Annotated in this window: 17 protein-coding genes; 5 read left to right on the plus strand and 12 right to left on the minus strand. The window is 36.0% G+C overall.

From position 1 onward, the window contains the following. Nucleotides 1-3 precede the first annotated feature (3 nt). The gene (gene tagF, locus WAE57_RS06535) at nt 4-963 is read left to right on the plus strand and encodes a type VI secretion system-associated protein TagF (RefSeq protein WP_337709384.1); all 960 of its coding nucleotides are present in this window, start codon (nt 4-6) and stop codon (nt 961-963) included. Nucleotides 964-969: 6 nt separating this feature from the next. Then, nucleotides 970-1,731 carry an OmpA family protein gene (locus WAE57_RS06540; RefSeq protein WP_337709386.1) on the plus strand — a complete coding sequence of 254 codons (762 nt, stop codon included), beginning with the start codon at nt 970-972 and terminating at the stop codon, nt 1,729-1,731. Nucleotides 1,732-1,794: 63 nt separating this feature from the next. Here the strand turns inward: WAE57_RS06540 and WAE57_RS06545 are convergent, their stop codons facing one another. Together WAE57_RS06545 and WAE57_RS06550 are read right to left on the minus strand one after the other, a co-directional pair. Continuing rightward, nucleotides 1,795-3,216, minus strand: coding sequence for an amidase (locus tag WAE57_RS06545; protein WP_337709388.1), 1,422 nt, complete (start codon nt 3,214-3,216; stop codon nt 1,795-1,797). A 129-nt stretch (nt 3,217-3,345) separates the two neighbouring features. Then, complete coding sequence (locus tag WAE57_RS06550; RefSeq protein WP_337709390.1) at nt 3,346-4,761, minus strand: PLP-dependent aminotransferase family protein; 1,416 nt, start codon at nt 4,759-4,761, stop codon at nt 3,346-3,348. A 217-nt stretch (nt 4,762-4,978) separates the two neighbouring features. Here WAE57_RS06550 and WAE57_RS06555 point away from each other — a divergent pair, with 217 nt between their 5' ends. After that, nucleotides 4,979-5,773 carry a hypothetical protein gene (locus WAE57_RS06555; protein WP_337709392.1) on the plus strand — a complete coding sequence of 265 codons (795 nt, stop codon included), beginning with the start codon at nt 4,979-4,981 and terminating at the stop codon, nt 5,771-5,773. A 63-nt stretch (nt 5,774-5,836) separates the two neighbouring features. On the opposite strand, the gene WAE57_RS06560 is transcribed toward WAE57_RS06555, so the two are convergent. The 3 genes from WAE57_RS06560 to WAE57_RS06570 form a co-directional block, all read right to left on the minus strand. Next, entirely contained in the window at nt 5,837-5,995 is a 159-nt protein-coding gene (locus WAE57_RS06560) for a hypothetical protein (RefSeq protein WP_171262915.1), read from the minus strand. Between the two features lie 190 nt (nt 5,996-6,185). Beyond that, nucleotides 6,186-6,797 carry a hypothetical protein gene (locus WAE57_RS06565; RefSeq protein ID WP_337709395.1) on the minus strand — a complete coding sequence of 204 codons (612 nt, stop codon included), beginning with the start codon at nt 6,795-6,797 and terminating at the stop codon, nt 6,186-6,188. 784 nt (nt 6,798-7,581) lie between these two features. Next, nucleotides 7,582-7,767 carry a hypothetical protein gene (locus WAE57_RS06570; RefSeq protein ID WP_337709397.1) on the minus strand — a complete coding sequence of 62 codons (186 nt, stop codon included), beginning with the start codon at nt 7,765-7,767 and terminating at the stop codon, nt 7,582-7,584. Between the two features lie 311 nt (nt 7,768-8,078). Between WAE57_RS06570 and WAE57_RS06575 the strand changes: the two genes are divergently transcribed. Further along, nucleotides 8,079-8,342, plus strand: coding sequence for a hypothetical protein (locus WAE57_RS06575; protein ID WP_086176785.1), 264 nt, complete (start codon nt 8,079-8,081; stop codon nt 8,340-8,342). A 63-nt stretch (nt 8,343-8,405) separates the two neighbouring features. Here the strand turns inward: WAE57_RS06575 and WAE57_RS06580 are convergent, their stop codons facing one another. The 7 genes from WAE57_RS06580 to WAE57_RS06610 all read right to left on the minus strand — a co-directional run bounded on the left by WAE57_RS06580 (nt 8,406) and on the right by WAE57_RS06610 (nt 14,374). Then, nucleotides 8,406-9,797 carry a zonular occludens toxin domain-containing protein gene (locus tag WAE57_RS06580; protein ID WP_337709400.1) on the minus strand — a complete coding sequence of 464 codons (1,392 nt, stop codon included), beginning with the start codon at nt 9,795-9,797 and terminating at the stop codon, nt 8,406-8,408. A gap of 96 nt (nt 9,798-9,893) precedes the next feature. After that, nucleotides 9,894-10,172, minus strand: coding sequence for a DUF2523 family protein (locus WAE57_RS06585; protein WP_337709403.1), 279 nt, complete (start codon nt 10,170-10,172; stop codon nt 9,894-9,896). A gap of 1 nt (nt 10,173) precedes the next feature. Continuing rightward, nucleotides 10,174-11,448, minus strand: coding sequence for a virulence factor TspB C-terminal domain-related protein (locus tag WAE57_RS06590; RefSeq protein ID WP_337709405.1), 1,275 nt, complete (start codon nt 11,446-11,448; stop codon nt 10,174-10,176). Between the two features lie 101 nt (nt 11,449-11,549). Next, nucleotides 11,550-11,828 carry a hypothetical protein gene (locus tag WAE57_RS06595; RefSeq protein ID WP_337709407.1) on the minus strand — a complete coding sequence of 93 codons (279 nt, stop codon included), beginning with the start codon at nt 11,826-11,828 and terminating at the stop codon, nt 11,550-11,552. Nucleotides 11,829-12,050: 222 nt separating this feature from the next. Beyond that, a complete protein-coding gene (locus WAE57_RS06600) occupies nt 12,051-12,353 on the minus strand; it encodes a hypothetical protein (protein WP_337709409.1) in 303 nt (100 codons plus the stop codon). Continuing rightward, a complete protein-coding gene (locus WAE57_RS06605) occupies nt 12,337-13,722 on the minus strand; it encodes a replication initiation factor domain-containing protein (protein ID WP_337709411.1) in 1,386 nt (461 codons plus the stop codon). The genes WAE57_RS06600 and WAE57_RS06605 overlap by 17 nt, the downstream gene beginning before the upstream one ends. A gap of 400 nt (nt 13,723-14,122) precedes the next feature. Beyond that, complete coding sequence (locus tag WAE57_RS06610; protein ID WP_337709575.1) at nt 14,123-14,374, minus strand: hypothetical protein; 252 nt, start codon at nt 14,372-14,374, stop codon at nt 14,123-14,125. A gap of 114 nt (nt 14,375-14,488) precedes the next feature. Between WAE57_RS06610 and WAE57_RS06615 the strand changes: the two genes are divergently transcribed. After that, the gene (locus WAE57_RS06615) at nt 14,489-14,692 is read left to right on the plus strand and encodes a hypothetical protein (protein ID WP_337709413.1); all 204 of its coding nucleotides are present in this window, start codon (nt 14,489-14,491) and stop codon (nt 14,690-14,692) included. Nucleotides 14,693-14,913: the final 221 nt, after the last annotated feature.

The raw sequence follows: 14,913 nt of genomic DNA on the forward strand, positions 1-14,913 counted from the left end.
TTCATGCATACCATGAAAACTTTCCCGATTTATTATGGTAAATGTCCCGCACATGGTGATTTTTTGAAAACACGAGGGCAGTCTGCCTTAATTCAATTGCTAGATCAATGGATTACTGAGGCACTGGAATATGCCATGCAATCAGCTGATTTTGCTAAAAAATATAAACAACTCCCTGCGCTGGATTTTTTTATTGCAAATCCACAGGACAGCTGTTTTCTGGTCGCCAATTTAATCAGTAGTGAAGATAGTTCAGGTCGTCAATTTCCAATGCTGCTAAGTCATTTATTAGAAGTTGATTTGCCCGGTGATAATATTTTTTATGCACCCTTGCGTTATAAGCAGACTTTAATTGATTTATTGCAAAAGAATAGGGAATTACAGTCGCTCAGTGAGCCTGATCTTCTACCTGATAAACTGGGAAAATTAAGCAATGAAATTGAAGTGCTTACACGTAATGAAAGTGCTGAGTTTTATCAAGATCATACTATTCATTCATTTTCACAATTAATGGGCTTAAGTACCCATAAGCTTGCTCAAAGTATGATTGGTCTGGGATTATTGCTGCAGCCCGTGATTCAACAAGGAACGGAGCAGATCAAAAAAGTCCTGATTTTACCTGTTAATAACTCCAATTATAGCCATGAAATAGCCGCTTTCTGGGTCAATTTGATCAGTTATTTTGTTTCAAAACAAAATGTAGAATTATGGACTGGAATTTTGCATCTGAAGCAACCCGTGCTGCTGTTTGGTTTCCAAGGTGCCGATATTATTGCTTTAAGCGAGATATTCAATCAAAAAATGGATTCCGGGCATTGGGTTTCACTGCTTCAAGCCAACTGGATTGATCCTTATTTAGAACAAAATGCAGGACTTACTGCTTTAGAACAAGTTTTAAGTGAGCGCCAACTAAGTCTTACACAAAGTATGAAACTGTTTAAACAAACATTTATTAATGAATAAAATATTATGAAAAAACAATATATTAAAATTATTTTTCGGATCATTTTTTTAATTTTTAGCTTATCTTTAGTGATCCATGCCGAGCCGATTGTCATTGAGGGGGCGGTGCCCAATGAAGCCAGTAAACAAGAGATTTTAAATAAAATGTACACGACTTATGGGCAAGAGAATGTCGTAGATAGACTTCAAGTCCGTGCTGTTACTGCTCCTAATGGTTGGAGCGGTGCTGTGAGTAATGTCATTACCGATGACTTAAAGAAAGTAAAACAAGGCAAACTAACCGTACGTGGTACGCAGGTGGATTTATCCGGAAAAATGAGCGATGAAAATGACCTTCAGCCGACAACTACAAAATTTCACAGTCTTGTAGCAGCTCCTTATCGTTTAAATGCACAATTATCCGTAAACCAAGCTGAGCAACAAATGATTGATGCTACATTAAAGCATCGTATTATTGAATTTGAATCTGGAAGTGCTGTGTTAACTGCATCAGGCACACAAATTTTAGATGAAATGGCCGTAGCATTGAATAAAGTCAGCGGTAAAAAAGTGAAGGTGATTGGCCACACGGATAGCTCTGGTGATGCAAATAAAAACCTGACTTTAAGCCAGCAGCGTGCAACTACAGTGAAAAATTATTTAATTGGGAAAAATATTGCAGCTACAAATTTAACTGCAGAAGGTTTCGGTTCGAATCAACCTGTTGCTGATAATACCACTGTAGAGGGTCGCAGAAAAAACCGTCGTATTGAGTTTCAAGTTCAATAAGTTATTGCATTTAAATACGATATCAAATAAGGAAGCTTGATGCTTCCTTATTTATTTTTATGATCAAGCATCCTGAATTCTACGCCAGGGTTTTGCCTGTTCAATTTCATAGGCCAACTCAATTAAAGTTTTTTCATCACCAATATTGGCAGAAAGCTGCATGCTAATTGGCAAGCCATCCACTTGCGTTTGTCCCATCGGGATCGACATTCCTGGGGCGCCCACCACATTCTGAATGGGAGTAAAGGTAACGTAATTTTGAATCCGGTCAAATAATTGATCGAATGGAAGTCTAGGCGATAGATAACCAATTTGTGGAGTTGTATGGGCTAATACCGGTGAAAGAAGCACATCATATTGGTTAAAAATGTCCTGATATTGTTGCTGCATTCTTTTTAAACGGTACAAAAATAACGGCGTTTTATAAAAGTTCTTTTTATAAAGTCCAGCAAGTCCAACGGTTAAATTATCCAATTTTTTAGCATTAAATCCGGCCCCAAAAGCCTGTTTGCCAAAGGTTTGCAGCATAAAAGATAAAAACCCCCAATATTCACTAAAATCATCAACAAAGTTAATGGAGATAGGCAGCTTAAATTCTTCAACCTGATGACCCAGGTCTGCAAGTAATTTCGCAGTCTGGTTGAGAGTCAATGATGTTTCCTGATCAATTTTCCCGGTGATGGATTGGGTAACTAAGCCGATTCGTAAACGGCGCTGGTTAGGCTGTTCGATTAAGCCGATTTTAGGCAGTTTTTTATTATAAAATCTGTGTTCCATACCAGCATAAAAGTAAGCCGTATCACGAACACTGCGCGTAACTACACCTTCACTGATGATATTAATGGGTAAAGAACGTGCTGCATCACTATCAAATGTACGACCGCGACTGGGTTTAAGTCCAATCAAACCACAGCAAGCAGCGGGGATTCGAATTGAACCGCCTCCATCATTGGCATGGGCAATAGGTACTACACCAGAGGCCACCATTGCAGCAGAACCACCCGAAGATGCACCACAAGAATAGTCTGTATGCCAGGGATTAACCGTAGCACTGCCATCCTCAAACTCAGTGGTAGCATTTAAACCAAACTCGGGCAGGGTGGTTTTACCTAAAACCACAAAGCCCTGATCTAAAATTTGTTGACTGATTTTGGGATTAATTAATACGGTTTTACCATGTACCGCTTTAGAACCATGCGTGGTTGCTAAGCCTTGATAATCGGTATTGTCTTTAAAAAAGAAGGGAACACCGGCAAAAATTCCTGTTGGCTTGAAATGTGGCTTTGACAAAGCACGCTCAAAACATTCAAGCTGAATCGCATTGAGATGCGGATTGACGCGTTGTGCGCGGGCAATCGCTGCTGCTGTCACTTCCTGTACGGAAGCCTGTTTACTGCGAATTAATTGTGCGATACCCACGGCATCTAGATCTGACATTACATCATTATCAAATGCATGAATTCGTTTAGAATTTTGCGATTCCATATAATTTTAGCCCTGTATTTCCCTATATTTTTGTTTTTCATTTTGTCTTATAGAGATCAGCATAAGAAGACAAGGCTGATCAAAATCATTTTACAACATAGTCATGACAATATTCACTGTCAATTTAAACTATTCATCCATTATAAAACCTTGCAGCGTAGCAATAACCTGATCGAGTGAATGCTGAACTGAATCTGACCATTCAAATGAACAGTTCATCCTTAAATAATGCTGTTTTTGTGCAGTGATATTGAAAAGTTGACCCGGTGCAATACCTATTTGCTGCTGGATAAGGACTTCATAAATTTGCATACTGTCTACATTTTTAGGCAGTTTCAGCCATAAAAAATAGCCACTCGGATAATATTCAATTTTACATTCAAGGGGTAGGTTTAACTCTAAATATCTATAAAATAATAATTTATTATGCTGTAAATTTTTTCGTAAATTACGCAGATGCTTTTCATAATGAAAATTGGACAAAAATTCCACTAAAGCGGTTTGCAGTAAAGAATTGACAGAAATAGTGCTCATTAACTGCAAGTGTTGAATATGCTGCGAGTATTTCCCGGCATGCACCCAACCCACCCGAAACGTTGCACCCAAAGTTTTAGAAAAAGAAGAGCAGTGGAGGATCAAATTATTTTGATCATAATAGGTCATGGGTAAAGGCTTTTTATGTCCAAAATACATTTCTTCATAGACGTCATCTTCAATCATATGAACTTGATATTGATGTAATAATTTTGAAATCTGGAATTTTATATCTTCTGAAACGGTAAAACCTATAGGATTATGGCTATTCAACATAAACCAGCAGAGTTTTACCGGATAGGTTTTTAAGATATGTTCAAAAGCGTCCAGGTCAAATCCATGTTTGGGGTGCTCTGGGATCGTGACTACTTTCAGGCCTAAACGTTCAGCCGCTTGCCAGGCACCATAAAAAATATTTTGCTGCAAAACAATATAGTCACCTGGTTGAGCAATTGCTTGTAACGCCAGGTTCAGCGCATCCATAGCACCAGATGTAATGACAATGTCATCAGGATCGGTCGCTATACCTTGCATACAATAACGTTGCGCAATCAGTTTGCGTAAAGCAAAATTTCCGGGTGGCAAGTTATCGATAGCATCATAACTTTTTTTATTACGTGCAATTTGTCCCATAATCTGGGTCAGTTTTTTGGAATAGACCAAATCACTGGAGGGGAAGGCCGAACCAAATGGAACGATGTGTTCGCCTTGAATGGATTTTAGATACTTAAAAATTAATGAATTGATCTCAATATTAGAATTGAGAGAAACGATTAAAGGTGCATTATGTTCATGGTCTGCATATGTATTTGCGATGTAGTAGCCAGATTTTTCTTTTGCATAAATTAAACCTCTAGATTCAAGCTCTTGATAAGCATTCATCACGGTAATCAGGCTAAAGCCGGAAAGCTGCACTTGTTCACGTAAAGAAGGAAGTTTTTCATGGGCTTTCAGTGTGCCACTTTCAATCAATTGTCTTAATTGATGAGCAAGCTGTTCTGACTTATACATGTTGACGTGTAATTTAGAGAAAGTAACTGTCTATAAATATAACTGTATTTAGTTAATATGGAAGTATTTTTATAACAGATTTGTTTGGAAATGCAGATCTGTTATAAATTTTATGGCTGATGTTGTATCTATCAAATTCAAAAATATTTGCAATACTAGCGCACACTGAATGCAAACACATGATGAATGTGCATAAAATGTTGAAATGGAGTGATAAATGTTTGAAATATCGCAACTAAATTTGATCCAGCAGTTGCTTACAGGGCATAAAGTTTCTCCACAGGTTGAAGGGTTACTCAAGCAAAAATATTTAAATGTCGAAGCCACATTATTAAGAGCAAAAAAGCTCAGAGAAATAGAGAAGGCAGGGCACATTGTGATTCTGCAAGACCCCATTACAGAGCATATTGAAGATGTAGCTTATTTGTTCTCACCATTTATATTGGCTAATCTGAATCAAAAGGTCATTTATCACACAGTTAAAAATGAACAAAGTTTAAGCATTTTGTCACGTTATTATCAGGCTAATTATAATAATCTCAGCTTTAATTTTGATGAACTATTGGACAGCCTAGGCTTATCTCTACAATTAAATGATGAAGGAATGACTCGGGAAGATTCATTTTATCTAAATTTAATCAATGGTTTATGTAATTCAAAAGTATCTAGAATAGTTTGTATTACGCGTCTGAATGTCAATCTGGAATTGATTAATCTAATCGCTGATTTTTTGCATGTGCAGATTCAAGTCATTGCTCTAGAACAGCAATCTGAATATTTAGATATAAATAAAATCAATATGTTACAACTATTATTTAAGAATAAAAGTGATGAATACATACAACTTTGTACAAAATTTTCTCAAATTAATGCCAAGTTGCTGAAAATATTAGATTTATATAGATTTGATCAAGCCCAATTGCTGGTAGATGATATGTTTTATTCAGAGCATATTTTTGAAAAAATTTCAGTCTACGGTGAATATATGCAAACTAAAATTCAATATCATTAAACTAAAAAAGCAGCATGCTTGACGAAAACATGCTGCTTGATCATAGATTTAGTCATGTTGAAATTATGGAAGATATGAATTATCTGCGTTAACCACGAATGCGACACCAATACAGAACAATAAAGCATAAATCCCGAACCAAATGATGGCACGTTTGAAAGCTTTATCTGAAATGCCACTGTCAGCGTATTTTTGCTGTCTTTTTTGCTCTTGATCGTTCATCAGACTATCTCAATTTGTCTATCTGTTAGTTTGATTATTGACGATGTAAATGAGTATCTATAGATACAAAAAAGTGAAATATTTATATAACAGTTATAGTTTTAAATTTGCAGGTGCATATTGAAAGCGTGCTATGAATAGCTATTATTATAAATCAAGTCAAAAAATTTAGACCTAGCTTTAAACTGGTTTATCTATTTTCCAGGATGGATAAAAATGCTTCGATAAAGTTAGGTAGTCTTTTATGATGAATTTGTCCCACTTTAATGATTTCATAAGTTAAACCATCGGGTTGGAGCTTTTCACTTTCTATTTTTAACTGTTGTTGGGTTAACTGTAAGCCCTTTAACCAATCTTCAAGTGCTTTGATTGGTATATCATTTTTAATATCGCCACCTTGCATCGCTGTTTTAAAATGGCTTAAGGTTGTACTGGCTTTAAAGCAGACTTCAACCCGATGTTCGGTACTGTTAAATAGATCATGCTTGATCACAAACAGAAATTTTCCACTGACAGGTTTTAGGGCAGTGATATAAATATTTTTATGATTTAGGCTATATCTTTTATTTTTGGCATTATTAAATTCTGAAGTCCATCCTTGAGACTCTAAAAATTTATCCATTTCAATGAAGATAAGATCGGTTACTTGTTCTTCAAGCGTATCTGCAAGTTCCTTGAGTTCATGGCTAATCACGATTAAATTATTTTCCAATTTTGATCGCTGGGATTCCTCATCATCATGCTGTTTTGATTGGGCTAATACGGCTTGAAAGCGTTGTTCAGGCGTCATTATGCTACTCACTTGATTAAAGCCTTATGCGTTCATGATGTGGCTGAATATATATAATTGCAAGTAAGAATAAGGTACTTAAATCAATCATTTTTAACAGAATATGGATGTGTATTAAATTATATATTATTGATATTTATGTATAAATTAATTCATTTTGATGTCTATGATATGTGGTGATGGTTGAAATAAATACACATTTTGTAGCGATTCAACTAAGCAAATTTTTATTGCGCAGATTTCTCACGGAAAGCCGAAAAAGATTAAGGGAATAAGAAGCAATTTAATAGAACATTTCCAATGGGCTATTTTAAGGGAGAATAATGCTGTTGGTTAAGTAACAACTCTCATTTTAATATTTAGATAACTTGCAGACTATGAAAAGATGACATACCTAATGACACTTAATTGTTTTGATTTAAATTTACTAAGATTGAATAATTATTGCCAAACAATCATTTTTGAATCATTAACGTCCGTAAACAGAGTAACAAGTTTAGTTAAATGAATAACGTATAGCGAACATGCTTTATATAAGGTACATAGTTAGAATTTCGTATAATGTATATTATGTTAAATAAGATATCCAAGACTGTGGCCTACGCAACCTCAGTTGTTGCCACAGCTCAGCATCGTGAATCTGCAAAATTATATTCACGATGCTGAGTATCCTAATGAACATAATATACGTTATGCCGAAATCCGTGAGCTTTGGAAGTTTGTATTTTTATTTTGGAAGTTAATTTATAAACGTCCAAGCTATTTCATTTAGCAATCAACAGCCGGATCGCAAACATCATTGCTTTATCTTGTCATCATAATGCTCTAAAAAGTCATGAATACTTTTATCAGCCAAAAATAAAATACGCTCTATTTTCTGCATATCACATGGATCAAAAGCATAAACAGAATTAGATTTAACTTGAAAAGCCAAAGTCTTGATTTCTTGTAATTGGCCTAAAAACTCATTATCTATTTTCATAATTTCACCAGGATAAACACCCTATTTTGATTCAAATTTAATCAATCGTAACCCGCATGTTATAAGACGCTATAATCTTCCAATCGTATGATCCAACCTGATAAAAAGTACCTTTAATTGGTCAATCTCTCGAGATAAATCTTCATTAGATAACTGCATGTTTTCTAAATGTTTTTCTAAACATTCACGGATAAAAATATAATCTTCTTTAAGTAAAACTCCCTTATTTCTATTGTAGCCAACTGTTCTATATAGATGTCTATTAATCATTCAGTGTAAAATCCGATTTTTATCACATACTTAGCTTAACCATGCTAGAAAATCTATTTAATAAAAACAGATATATTTCAAACACCAATCTACTGTATAAAATTGCAAAAGATGCGTTACTTGAAAAGCATGTCATTAAACGCGGAAATCAAATTTTAGTATATGAAATCAGCAGCTTAAGACAGAAAGGAAAATTCATCAAAAGTCTGGAAATCAATAAATTACCTATCACATTAAAATCAAAAAAATCAATCAAATATGCAAAAGTACCTAAACGTTCAGAAATCATTAAAGATTTTATTTAATCAGTTCGGGCGGAACACGCCCTCTGTTATGCCCTATTAGATTCATTCTCCCGGATTTTGTAATCAGAGAGAAGATGTTTCAGTATTTTGATTTTCCGGTTCACTCGTAGACACTCGCTCTATAGATTGTTGATTAGAGTGTGATTGATTTGTTGAAGAATTACCCTGAGCAAAATAATTAAATGGTCTGTAACCATCTAACCACCTTCTACAATCCTTTTCAGACACTGAGAGCATATAGTTACCCTGCTGATCCACAGCAACAAGCTTACCACTGGAGAGCTTTATCACACCTGACATTCTAGGAAAGTCATTTGGATTTACTTCCTCAGGCACATATTCAAAATCATAAGGTTTTGAAGGATCATAAACATACTTCTTAACCTCTCCAGCTGAAGAAACCGATAAGCCACCTTTTGAAATATCATCAAACCATTTTGTGCATTCAGGTGTTTCAATATTTACAGCTTTTCTACAGATATTAGATAAATCTTGAATCTGCTGTTGTTGGGGTTTCTGTTGTGTCTGAGCCTTAGTCTGTTGTGGAGAAGCCGAAGACGTTGAAACAGTTTCAGCTTGAGCAGAATTCTTAAAGAATCCAAATTCAGAGGAATAAGCTCGATAGACAGAATAAACAACAAGACAAGCGAAAAGAAGAATCGGAACTTTCAAACCCCAAGGCAATGAAGCTTTAGCTGTATGCTGTTCTGCTGAAATGTAATACTTAAAAAGACGTTTAGGAAAAAACCATATTTTCCAAGACAAAGCATTCTTTCGAGTAGCATTACCAAAACTATCCTGAATCTCAGAATAACTATAAATAATTGCCAGCTGCATTTTAAAAAGACGACGAAGAATTAAATGCTCAGAAGTTGCAGCCTTAACAAAGGAATTTAAAAGATCAGGCTTTTGAGTAACAAGAACAATATCAAAGCCAAAATGACGATGCATAGTTAAAGCACGGCCAATATCTAAAATATCCTCTTTAGCTCTCTCCAATGCTGCCTTTTGAAGATTGCGGACATTTTGGATTAACTGTTCTTGTTCTTTGACCTTTAAAGATAAAGGTAATTCTGTATAAACGAAACCATGCTTATTCAAAAGATCAATTTTTAAAGGAGTCGGAAGATTTACATAATCTAAAATCTTGGCAACTTGATTATTATAAAGATCATTAATGTATTTAGGTAACTGATAGTTTTTAAGTAAATCAGTCTTAGAAAAAGCTGGATGTTCATGCGCTTCATCAAAAACAATTAAAGAACCATCAGGAAGATCACGCCAATCGAAAGGATTATTTGTTGACGATGTAATAGGTAAAACACCTGGAATATTAATTCCAATAATATTTGTAAAAATCATACGATTAGGATTTTTTCTAACCGTAGTTTCTAATAGTTCAACACACCAAAGTGACTTACCAGAGCCAGGTGGTGCTGATATAGCTGTAAGCATAATTTACCCCTTTTTACGATCTCCCTACGCGCACACTAAGCAGGAATCACAGGCTCATCCCGCCCAGCGCGCGCGCATAGCGATCGCACAAATGTGTTAAGACTTCCCTACCCAAATACGCGCACACTTGATAAATATGACAAGCTGTATCGTAGAAAGAAGCATGGATAAACATAGGTCAAGCGTTAAAAGCTTGGAGAATGAAAGCGCAATTTCTGGAAGATTATCTAAAGACTTTTGAGCTTCAATAATCAGTCCATCTAAAATATCTTTGACCCAGTTATAAGTAATAAAAGTAAGACCCGCACCCATAAGAACACGAGCAATAACACTAGAAATTAATGAAGTTAAAACAAGGGCTAATAACTTAGACATATCAGACCCTCAATAAAATAAAGCCACAAAAAACAAAAGTCATAAGCTGAAAAACATACTTAAGAGGTTCAATGGTGTCGCAGATCGGCTGCATTTGAACGCCCTTATTTACTTGAATACCGAAAGGCAAATTCTGAACATCAAATCTAATATCAGCAGGACATGACCTAACATTTAATGTAACTAGGTCTTTTTTAATTTCCTGTTTATCAATCTCTTTTTCTGGAACATCAATTGATTCAAGTGACTCAGGAGGTTCTTTAACCCATTTAATAAACTCACAGACAGGAGCAGCAATTTCACAAAAGGGGGGTAATTTCCAAGAGCCAGTTTCAGGATTAGGAGTAATTTCAGGATCTGTTTTAGGTACAGGCTGTGACTGTTCTAACTGTCTTGTTACTTCTTGTACTGTAGGACTATTAGTTTCTTCCCAAGGATTTGAAGGCTTCCATAAATCAGATGCAATTTCAGGGGAATATTTTGGCTCAAGCTTTGGAGCTAAATCGGGATTAGAATAATCCGGATGAGTATGATTAGCATAATCTGCTAGTTCGTCTGGTGTTAAGTATTCTTTGGGACGTTCAGGAATATTCTGATTGGGATCAGGTTTAATATTAAGAGCAAATGTTTTTTCTTCGTGAGATCCATCTGAATAAGTATAAGTAACAACAAAATATAAGACGGGATAAATTTTAGTGCCCATCGTAGCAAATTTTTCAAGTTGAGTATTATCAACCCATCTTGTGAATTCAACCTGATAACCATGAAGCTTAGACCATTCTCGTGCAAAACTTTGAGCGGCAGTCAAGGGACAACGTGAAATAGTCTGTGACTGAAAATTATAATCATAAAAAAGTTGAACTTTTCTTGAAGGAGAATCAGGATAATCATAATAAATACAACTGCTTAAACCACCAGATTCATCGATTTTATAACGCCAAATGCTTTGGGCTTCGGGATCAAGAACCCAGTCAACAGCTTTCAACAAACCAGATAAAGCCTCATAGCCCAAAAGACCCCAACCGCTAATTCTCAAAAGACGACCGAAGCCAACTCTCCCCATGTTTGTTCTATTAACCGATGTTTTAGGATCAATTTTTGTATTGTATTCATAGTCATTAACAGCAGCTCCGTATTGATCAACTTTATGAGCTTTAACTTCAATATTCATGTTTTTCATAACAGGTTCATATTCCCACTTTTCAGCAGCACCTGCATGTAATTCAGTAATAGAGAAAAGAAACAAAAAGGATAATAAAATAGAAATTCTCATCATTTTAAAATCCTAGAAAGGGCGACGCAGATCACGACGAGAATGAAATAATTTAAAAAAGACTCAACTGACATGATCTGCACCTAAAACACTTGTGGAAGGTTTTATTTCTTTTTGATTGCGGCAATAACCAAACCAAAGATCGCCATACCTACAACAATAGTAAGAACCCAAATACCAGTAGAACTTAGAACCTCTTCACCACCAGCAGCAGTAGTAGCAGTTGTCACATCAGCAGATTTAAGAAAAGCATTAGATGAAGTTGAAACCACTAAAGCAGTAGTAGCACCTGTAGCAGCACCCAATTTGTATTTGAAACGGTTAAACCATGATTTTTCATGATTTTGTTGGGTTTCAATTTTTTCTACGTTTTGTAATCCCATGGGATTCTCCTTTTTTAAGTTAAGTCAGCGCGCTTTTTTTACTATCTGGAGAACACGCGTAATTATGAAAACTCCAGCAAACATTTTTAGAACATACTTAATGAGTTCATCTCTGGCCTCATCAGTAAGTTCTGGAAGAAATGGAGTGAAAAGAACCCACTGATCACACGCCTGAGTTGCAGCATTAACGACTTCACAAACGTATGCCATTTCTTAAAATCCTTAATTTGCAGCTTTTGGCTGAACCTTTTCAGGCACCAAATCAACAAGAATTGTTTTTGAATCACGGCCATTGTTTACAAGCTTAAAAGTTGCTTTAGCTTTAAATGGCAGTTCTAATTTTTCAATCAGGTCATAATTCAAAGAAAGCCCCCAAGTGTATTCAGTACTGACAATACCCTTAGATCGCTCACCGGCTTGCATGCCAGTTTCGATATAAACCTTAGTTGAATCATACGGCTTACCGTTCATTTCGCCCTTAGACGATTTAAAAGCGGTAACTACAACATCAGATTGCATTAGCATGGATAAATTCCTTATATGCGGAGTTATTGACACCAGCCACGCCTACAAATAAAGGCATTTCATCGAGAGAACTTGTTGGTTTACAAGCATCAAGCGAAGACTGTATTGGCTGTTTTAAACGGATTGACTGCATGACAGCAGCATGAGAAAACTTGAGACGCTTTGGAACTTCATCTTTTGGGGATGAAAGCATTGCAATTAATTCATCAGACTCAATGATTTTTGAGTATTGACGGATATATTTTCCGAATTGTTCACGGACAATTTCGATTGAACTATCCCAGTTAATTTGAGACGTTTTTTTAACAACTTGAGTCTTTTCAGGCGTTACAAAGTCTTTTTCTAATTGCTTGGCAAGCCATTCAAAACAAGGATATGCACCCAAAAAATATTGTGAAGGAGACAGCAGAATATCAAGCGGAATATAACGGTCCTTAGATTTAAACTCGACTTCCGCCCGTGTCCAAGGACTTAAAGGGCTGCCCTCTTTTTTACCCCGTTCATAGAAACGGCAATATTTTCCACTGGTACGATCACCCACACAGAATGAACGACCCTTACCATTTGGACGCTTCCAAGCACCCGGCTTTTCAATTTTTGGAGCACGACCACCACACCAGAAACCATCAAGATCATCCCAGTGATCGGCAATCTCTACAGATATATACTTCCCTTCAAAGTCATCATAAGCCAAGTCGCAACGGGTAATTTTTGGATTAACACAGCCCTTAACTATTTCAATGCCAGTTGAAGAATCGAAGAAACGCTCATAAGAAGTAAGCCATTTGTATAAACGGAGCTGCCAACCTTTGCGGGCCAAAGCACAGCCTGAACCATTGATTTGTACTGATATTTTCTTAGAGCTATGACCGTAAAGCACCATGCCGAGCATGTCTTGAAGTTCATATGCAAACTTGTAGTTATGCATACCACGATCACGTTTTTTTTCTAAGCCAAAGCCGAAAATCTCATAAAGATGGTGATCTAAGAACGTTTCAATGCCGTAGGTTAATGATGATTCGGCATTATCAGGATCAATAGAAAAATATTCTTTGCCTAGGGTAGATTGGCAAAAGCTAAAAGTTACCCAGTCATGTGAAGCAATACCGTATTCATCACAAGGAACTGAATGCAGAATTGGCACATTGCCCTTTTCTGTTAGAACCATTTTTACGTTGTCGAGCTTCCGCGGGAAGGTGAACTCATCGCATTTCAGCCGAGGATCGGATACCGTAACCCCCATATTATAAATGGGGGTGGAAAAATCAGTCAGGAGACTCGATTCAGGACTGAAGAAGTGTTGATTTAGGGTACTTTCCCCCGTGTTTTCACGGGTAATGGTGCTTTTTTGATCAGATTTTTTGGACATGATTATAGCCACTCCAAAGCAATAGAAATACCAGCAATGAGACCCAAAACAACACCAAGAGCATATGAAGGAATATGAAAACCTGACATTAGAGCCACCCCATAAAGAAGGAATAAAGACCAAGGGCCAAAACTAAAAAAGCAATAAAGTAAACAAACCCGATAACAAATCTTTCAAAACCAATCATCTCAATCACCCCAAACAACGAGTTAAATGGAATGAAATAAGGTTTCTAAACATGATTGAATGACAGCGAGGACATTCAGCAAGATCGATCTGGTGAACTGCATTAATTTTCATTTAGCCATTCCCCACAGAAACGAAGAAAGAACAATTCCAAATGAAATCAAGACAATAGAAAAAAGTAGAAACGCAAATATTAGAGAAGCACCACGCATGATCAGCAATCCCCCATTTCTTCTTTTAATTCAGCGTTTGTTTTTTTGTAGATATCTGCATAAGCATCAATGTATGAATAGTCATAAGCCATTTCACTAGCAACTAAAGCCAAATGCTCTAAGCACTGCTCTGTTGAGAAAGCAGGTACAAAATTCTCTAAAGCGCATTGGCCATGTTGAGACACCAGTTCAGCAACTCGATTAAAAGCAGCTTGGGTGAAATCTTGAGGACTATTGAATGTTTTTATCATGATGAAATCACAAATGCATAAATCATTTTATGACAATAATACAGAAATCACATATGAATACAAGAATAAATCACAAGTTCATCTATAATTTTGAAATTTAGAAAAGGAATCGATGAAATGGCTAAAACTTTTAGATTTACAGATCAGGAAGAACAAGCTCTAAATGAAACAGCTTTAAAACTAAATAGAGACCTTGTGAAAGCTGGAAAAAAGCCATTAAGAGATACAGAAATATTTCACGAAATTATCAAGCAAACACTACTGGAAGGATTTATTGAAGTAACAAGAGATGGAAATATTAAAGTTGAGACAAAAAAATAAAATAATGATTTTATACATCGATATCGATTACTAAAAAGGGCCTTTTATAGGCCCTTCTCTTTTGCTCCGACGAATGTCGCATAACGTAACTATTATGTTAAATAAGATATCCAAGACTGTGGCCTACGCAACCTCAGTTGTTGCCACAGCTCAGCATCGTGAATCTGCAAAATTATATTCACGATGCTGAGTATCCTAATGAACATAATATACGTTATGCC

Source organism: Acinetobacter sp. NS-4, from assembly GCF_037402435.1.
GTDB lineage: Bacteria > Pseudomonadota > Gammaproteobacteria > Pseudomonadales > Moraxellaceae > Acinetobacter.

What these genes read in the sequence shown, in the direction of transcription:
- tagF (WP_337709384.1), top strand. Translation starts at nt 4, where the DNA reads ATGCATACCATGAAAACTTTCCCGATTTATTATGGTAAATGTCCCGCA.
- WAE57_RS06540 (WP_337709386.1), top strand. Translation starts at nt 970, where the DNA reads ATGAAAAAACAATATATTAAAATTATTTTTCGGATCATTTTTTTAATT.
- WAE57_RS06545 (WP_337709388.1), bottom strand. Translation starts at nt 3,216, where the DNA reads ATGGAATCGCAAAATTCTAAACGAATTCATGCATTTGATAATGATGTA.
- WAE57_RS06550 (WP_337709390.1), bottom strand. Translation starts at nt 4,761, where the DNA reads ATGTATAAGTCAGAACAGCTTGCTCATCAATTAAGACAATTGATTGAA.
- WAE57_RS06555 (WP_337709392.1), top strand. Translation starts at nt 4,979, where the DNA reads ATGTTTGAAATATCGCAACTAAATTTGATCCAGCAGTTGCTTACAGGG.
- WAE57_RS06560 (WP_171262915.1), bottom strand. Translation starts at nt 5,995, where the DNA reads ATGAACGATCAAGAGCAAAAAAGACAGCAAAAATACGCTGACAGTGGC.
- WAE57_RS06570 (WP_337709397.1), bottom strand. Translation starts at nt 7,767, where the DNA reads ATGAAAATAGATAATGAGTTTTTAGGCCAATTACAAGAAATCAAGACT.
- WAE57_RS06575 (WP_086176785.1), top strand. Translation starts at nt 8,079, where the DNA reads ATGCTAGAAAATCTATTTAATAAAAACAGATATATTTCAAACACCAAT.
- WAE57_RS06580 (WP_337709400.1), bottom strand. Translation starts at nt 9,797, where the DNA reads ATGCTTACAGCTATATCAGCACCACCTGGCTCTGGTAAGTCACTTTGG.
- WAE57_RS06585 (WP_337709403.1), bottom strand. Translation starts at nt 10,172, where the DNA reads ATGTCTAAGTTATTAGCCCTTGTTTTAACTTCATTAATTTCTAGTGTT.
- WAE57_RS06590 (WP_337709405.1), bottom strand. Translation starts at nt 11,448, where the DNA reads ATGATGAGAATTTCTATTTTATTATCCTTTTTGTTTCTTTTCTCTATT.
- WAE57_RS06595 (WP_337709407.1), bottom strand. Translation starts at nt 11,828, where the DNA reads ATGGGATTACAAAACGTAGAAAAAATTGAAACCCAACAAAATCATGAA.
- WAE57_RS06600 (WP_337709409.1), bottom strand. Translation starts at nt 12,353, where the DNA reads ATGCTAATGCAATCTGATGTTGTAGTTACCGCTTTTAAATCGTCTAAG.
- WAE57_RS06605 (WP_337709411.1), bottom strand. Translation starts at nt 13,722, where the DNA reads ATGTCCAAAAAATCTGATCAAAAAAGCACCATTACCCGTGAAAACACG.
- WAE57_RS06615 (WP_337709413.1), top strand. Translation starts at nt 14,489, where the DNA reads ATGGCTAAAACTTTTAGATTTACAGATCAGGAAGAACAAGCTCTAAAT.